4 protein-coding genes are annotated in these 2,004 nt (G+C 73.3%); 2 read left to right on the top strand and 2 right to left on the bottom strand.

Annotation, left to right across the window (positions count from 1 at the left end):
• Window positions 1–561, top strand: a 561-nt coding sequence (locus H5J29_RS30575; RefSeq protein WP_181784420.1) for an MFS transporter, incomplete at its 5' end; no start/stop codon positions are given.
• Here the strand turns inward: H5J29_RS30575 and H5J29_RS30570 are convergent.
• Both H5J29_RS30570 and H5J29_RS30565 read right to left on the bottom strand, forming a co-directional pair.
• Window positions 524–1,117: a TetR/AcrR family transcriptional regulator gene (locus H5J29_RS30570; protein WP_181784419.1), complete on the bottom strand. Its 594-nt coding sequence runs from the start codon at window positions 1,115–1,117 to the stop codon at window positions 524–526. The two genes, H5J29_RS30575 and H5J29_RS30570, sit on opposite strands and share 38 nt — an antisense overlap.
• 67 nt (window positions 1,118–1,184) lie before the next feature.
• The gene (locus tag H5J29_RS30565) at window positions 1,185–1,544 is read right to left on the bottom strand and encodes an SPW repeat domain-containing protein (RefSeq protein ID WP_181784418.1); all 360 of its coding nucleotides are present in this window, start codon (window positions 1,542–1,544) and stop codon (window positions 1,185–1,187) included.
• Window positions 1,545–1,713: 169 nt separating this feature from the next.
• Here H5J29_RS30565 and H5J29_RS30560 point away from each other — a divergent pair.
• On the top strand, window positions 1,714–2,004 hold a 291-nt coding region (locus tag H5J29_RS30560; protein WP_181784417.1), incomplete at its 3' end, for a hemerythrin domain-containing protein.

The following is a 2,004-nucleotide window of genomic DNA, read 5'->3' as shown; positions in this document are numbered from 1 at the left end:
CCCGTGCTCTGGCGGGTGCACACGGCCAGCGCGCTGCTCGTGGTGCCCCAGTTCGCGATCAGCGCGTTCGGCACCGAGTACCTGGTACGCCAGCAGGGCTGGGGCGTGGCGGCCGCGGGGGCGTTCATGGCGGCGGTGCAGATCGCGGGGGCGGTGGGCCGCATCGGGTCCGGGGTGTGGTCGGACCACGTCCGGTCGCGGCTGCGGCCGATGCGGCAGCTCGCCGTGGGCGCCACCGCGGTACTGCTGCTGTTCGCGCTGGGCGACGCGGTCGCGCCCTGGCTCGCGATCGTCGCGCTCGCCGTGGGCGGGGTGGTCACGGTGGCGGACAACGGGTTGGCGTTCACGGCCGTGGCGGAGATCGCCGGGTCGGCCTGGTCCGGGCGCGCGTTGGGCATCCAGAACACAGGCCAGAACGTGGTCTCGTCGCTGACCCCGGTCGCCCTCGGCGCGATCGTCGGGGTGACGGGCTACGCCGTGGGGTTCGCGGTGGCCGCCGTGGCCCCGGTGCTCGCCGTGGGCATCACGCCGGTCCGGGACGAGGTGGAGCCGACATGGTGAGCGCCGGGTCCAACGCGGCGGCCAGGAACCGCAGCTCAGGGGCCATGTCGGCGCGCGAGGCCGAGTCCTCCTCCGCGTGCCGGTACACGGAGTGCCGATAGCTCAGCGCCGACGCCAACAGCAGCGAGGCGCTGCCCACCGCGCCGGTGGCGCCCGCCGCGACCAGCACCGCCCGGATCTCGCCGACCAGCCTGTCGAAGCGGCGGTGCAGGGCGTCCCGCACGGCGGGGTGGGTGTCCGCCTCCCGCCACAGCAGGTGGGAGAGGACGGCGGAGGAGTCCAGGAGCTCGTCGAGCACGGCGACGAGGCGGCACAGGCTCTGCTCGACGTCTCCCGGCACGACCACCGCCGCCCGGTCCACGTGCTCCTCGGGCAGCCGGTCCACCAACGCGGACAACAGGTCCACCTTGCGCGCGAAGTAGTAGTGCACCAGGCCCTTGGGCACCTCGGCACGGGCGGCGATCCGCGAGGTGGGCGTGGCGTCGAAGCCCTTCTCCGCGAAGAGCTCCTCGGCCGCGGCGAGGATCCGCTCGCGGGCCGGTTCGGGTTCGGTCATCACAGCCATCCTGACATGCGGAGGGGCCGCGACCGGTGCGGTCGCGGCCCCTCGGTTCACTGCCCGATCAGTGGGCGACCACTCCGCGGTGCGCGGTGGTGGCGGCCGGCAGCGCGGTCGCGGCGACGACCACCGCGAGGACACCGCCGATCCAGGACGTCCACGACGCGCCCGACAGGTCGCTGTAGCTCATCACCCACGGGGCGATGAACAGCAGCACACCGAGCACACCGTGCACGTACTCGCTCGCCACCGAACCCGGCTGACCGAGCGACCAGAGCGCCGTCAGCGCGAGCACCACGCCGAGGACGACGAGCGTCCACACCGCGGCCGAGTCGGTGGCCACCACGATGGGCGACAACGCGACCAGGACGCCGATCACCAGAGCGGCCCAGTCCTGCCAGCGCGTCCACACCTTCGCGGTCATCGCGATCACTTCCCTCCAGAAGGTCTTGCCTGATGACTCCGGTCTACGCCTTGACTGGCCGCCCGGTCAACTCGCTTTCTGCGTGATCCACGCGACTCCGCAAGCGCGCGGCAAGTGGGCCCCAAGCGGGGCGTCGCACGCTCGCGGCACCGACGACGAAGGAGCGCTCATGTCCTGCCCCACCACCACACCGAACCTGATGGGGCTGCGTGTGCTGCACCGGACGATGCGCGCGGACCTGCACCGGCTGACGGCGCTGGTCGAGCGCCTCGCGGACCTCCGGGCGGCGATCAGCCCCAAGCGCGCGGCCGCCCTCGACGCCTGGATCGGCGGCCTGTGCGCCGAGATCCACCACCACCACGAGGCGGAGGACCGGATCGCCTGGCCGGTGATCGAACGCCACGCAGGCGCCGCCGCGGACCTCACCGGTCTCAGCGAGGACCACGCCGCGCTCGACCCG

It is taken from the genome of Pseudonocardia pini (assembly GCF_013870575.1).
Classification (GTDB): domain Bacteria; phylum Actinomycetota; class Actinomycetes; order Mycobacteriales; family Pseudonocardiaceae; genus Pseudonocardia; species Pseudonocardia pini.
Note: the sequence above shows the minus strand (reverse complement) of the source record. Positions and strands in the feature narration are given on the sequence as shown.

Excerpts from the sequence above, each read along its gene's own strand:
- H5J29_RS30570 (WP_181784419.1), bottom strand. The coding sequence starts at position 1,117 with ATGACCGAACCCGAACCGGCCCGCGAGCGGATCCTCGCCGCGGCCGAG.
- H5J29_RS30565 (WP_181784418.1), bottom strand. The coding sequence starts at position 1,544 with ATGACCGCGAAGGTGTGGACGCGCTGGCAGGACTGGGCCGCTCTGGTG.